The organism is Paraburkholderia sp., assembly GCF_035656215.1.
Lineage (GTDB): Bacteria > Pseudomonadota > Gammaproteobacteria > Burkholderiales > Burkholderiaceae > Paraburkholderia.
On record NZ_DASRSY010000167.1, the window covers coordinates 1 to 3,099 of the forward strand.

The following is a 3,099-nucleotide window of genomic DNA, read 5'->3' on the forward strand; positions in this document are numbered from 1 at the left end:
TGGGACTGGGACTGGGACTGGGACTGGGACTGGGACTGGGACTGGGACTGGGACGAAGGCGCACCGCGTTCATGCATTCAGAGGCAAGCCCACCCAATACGAATCGAAACGTCCTCCAAGAGCCGAACATGTCGCCCTAAAGTACGTAATGACAACCTCCAGCCGGCGCTTTATGCGCATAAACCGAACGACACCATCACTAACAAACAAAGCCCTTTTCCCGACCAAACAAAACCCGATCGCGCCGCGTCGCTCATCACCCACCCGACTCGCGGCACCCGCTAAAATCCCTGCAAGACTCCCCGCAACCCAACACAAGCAACGCCCATCTAAACACCCATGATCAGCATCTACCACAACCCCCGCTGTTCAAAATCGCGAGCTACTTGCGACCTGATCGTCTCCACCTACAACAGCGCAAACGAAGCAACGGAAATCGTCGAATACCTGAAGCAGCCGCTCACGGTCGCGCAGTTAAAACAACTCAACGCGCAGCTAGGTTGCACAGTGCGCGAGATGATCCGCGACACCGAAGCCGAATACAAAGCGCTCGAGCTCTCCGACGCCACGTTAAGCGACGCTCAGTTATACGAAGCATTGGCAAAGCACCCCATTCTCCTGCAACGACCGATCGTCGTGCGAAACGGGCGAGCCGTGATTGGCCGTCCGCCGGAAAATGTCGAAGCGCTATTCGCCTAGGCCGTCGAACAACACGGCCTAAGTAACCTAGGCCTTGGGCGGCAATGCAGCGTCCTTCGTCACGATCTTTGTCGGGATGATGCGCAGTTCGCTGAATGTGTCGGCAATACGTTGTTGTTCTGCAAGTACATTCGCGTCGATGGGCTTGTAGATGTGCGCGTAGTGCCGCAAGCCCGCTTCGATCACGCCAGCGTCCAGTCCCTGGATCGGTGCGAGCTGCGCGGCTGCTTCGCTGTAGTGGCCGCGTACCCACGTCCCTTCTTTACTTACCTCGTCCATCATGATCGCGAGTACGTCGCCGTTTTGCTGCGCAAACGGTCGCGCGCTCAGGAAGAACTGATGGTGACTCACGATCCCTTCGGCGTCGGCGAGCAAGCGGGCATTTGACTGGCGTTTTGCCGCTTCGAGGAACGGATCCCAGATCGCCCATGCGTCGATCGCACCACGTTCGAAGGCCGCACGCGCATCGGCGGGTGCGAGAAAAACGGGTTGGATGTCGCTGTATTTCACGCCGCTCTTCTGCAATGCGGCGACCAGAAACCAGTGAACGTCCGAGCCTTTGTTGAGCGCGATCTTTTTGCCCTTCAGATCGGCCAGCGTTTTGATCGGTGCGTCCTGACGCACGAGGATGCCTTCGGCATGCGGCGTCGGAATTTCATAAGCGGTGTAGACGAAGTTCGCGCCGGCTGCCTGCGCGAACACCGGCGGCGCCTCGCCGACATAGCCGAAGTCGATCGCGCCGACGTTCAATCCTTCGAGCAACTGCGGCCCGGCGGGAAATTCTGTCCACTTGACCGTGATGCCAAGCGGCGCGAGCCGCTTTTCGAGTGTGCCGTGCGCCTTCAACAACACGAGCGTACTGGCCGCTTTCTGATAGCCGATGCGAAATTCCCTCGTGTGCGTATCTGCGGCGAAGACTGATGTGGAGACAACAGGCAACGCCGCGGCGGCCAGCGAAGCGCCCATGCTAGCGATAAACGCGCGGCGGTTGATCAGCGGATGACGGGACATAAAAGTGCTCGATAAAAAGACGGACGCAAAACGGACCGGTTGGCTCCGACGATAATTCGTCTGCAAGCCTGGACGAACCGATAAATTCGCATAAGCAAATCACGCCGGAAGGTACGGAACACGTCGGCGGTCCCTCTCTGCGCGCCTGGCAGCGTCAAGCCGTCGTGCCCCGCTACAATCCGTCATCCGCGCGCTGTCGCGGTTGCGTCAACTGGAAAAGGGACATCGTGCATCTGACGACAACACTCGCGCCGTGGTCATCCCACGACACTCAACTGATTTTGTCGTGCGTGCTCGGGCTCGCACTGATCATCATTTTTATCAGCGTGCTGAAGCTCGCGCCGTTTCTGTCGATTCTGGTCGGCACGTTTGCGGCGGGTTTTTCTGCTGGACTGCCGCTGGAAGCGGTAGCCAGCGCATTCAGCAAAGGCGCTGGTGGGTTGCTCGGCGACGTCGGCATCATCATTGCGCTCGGCGCGATGCTCGGTGCGCTAATGGCGGAATCGGGCGCCGCCGACCGGCTTGTCTCGACCATCCTCAAACATTCCACGCCACGCACGCTGCCGTGGATGATGGCGCTGGTGGCGATCATCGTCGGCTTACCGCTTTTCTTTGAAGTCGGTCTGGTGATGATGGTGCCGATCATCTTCGTGATGGCGCGCCGATCGCAGCAGCCGATTCTGCGTATCGCGATTCCCGCGCTCGCGGGCATGACCACGCTGCATGCGCTGCTGCCGCCGCATCCGGGTCCGCTGATCGCGGTGAGCGCGTTGCATGCCGACCTCGGCCTGACGCTAGGTCTCGGCCTGATCGTCGCGATTCCGGCGGTCATTCTCGCGGGCCCGGTTTACGGCATCTGGTTGTCGAAACGGATGCACGTGGTCGAGCCGGAAGAAATGGGCAAGCTTTTCACCGCGCAACAGGACACCGGTGAGCCGCCGGGTTTCGCGATCTCGCTCATCACGATCCTGTTGCCGGTCGTGTTGATGCTGGGCCGCACGGTCGCCAAACTTCTGCTTCAGCCAGAGACTTTCCTCTTCAACGCACTCAATTTTCTGGGTGAGCCGTTGGTCGCGCTCGGCCTCACCGTGCTGTTTGCGGTGGTGGCGCTGGGCTGGTCGCGTGGTATGGCGCGCGACCGGGTCGGCGGCATTCTGCGCAAGAGCTTGCCGCCGATCGCCGCGCTGCTGCTGACCATCGGCGCAGGCGGTGGCCTCAAGCAGGCGCTCGTGGTGGCCGGCATTAGCACGACCATCGGCAAGATCGCCATTGGCGCGCACATGCCGCTGATTCTGCTGGCGTGGCTGATTGCCGTCGCGCTGCGGCAGGCCACCGGTTCCGCGACGGTTGCGACCACCACGACCGCCGGCATCGTCGCGCCGGTCGTGG

Annotated in this window: 4 protein-coding genes; 3 read left to right on the forward strand and 1 reads right to left on the reverse strand. The window is 60.7% G+C overall.

Annotated features, from left to right (window positions below):
• Positions 1–285: hypothetical protein (locus VFE81_RS09750; RefSeq protein ID WP_325044395.1), on the forward strand; the 285-nt coding region annotated here is incomplete at its 5' end.
• 54 nt (positions 286–339) lie between these two features.
• Positions 340–699, forward strand: coding sequence for an arsenate reductase (glutaredoxin) (arsC, locus tag VFE81_RS09755; RefSeq protein ID WP_325044396.1), 360 nt, complete (start codon positions 340–342; stop codon positions 697–699).
• Between the two features lie 27 nt (positions 700–726).
• Here arsC and VFE81_RS09760 read toward each other — a convergent pair whose 3' ends face one another.
• On the reverse strand, positions 727–1,710 hold the full coding sequence (locus VFE81_RS09760) for a sulfonate ABC transporter substrate-binding protein (RefSeq protein WP_325044397.1): 984 nt from the start codon (positions 1,708–1,710) through the stop codon (positions 727–729).
• A 227-nt stretch (positions 1,711–1,937) separates the two neighbouring features.
• On the opposite strand from VFE81_RS09760, the gene VFE81_RS09765 reads away from it, so the two are divergent.
• The coding region (locus VFE81_RS09765) for a gluconate:H+ symporter (protein ID WP_325044398.1) at positions 1,938–3,099 on the forward strand (1,162 nt) is incomplete at its 3' end.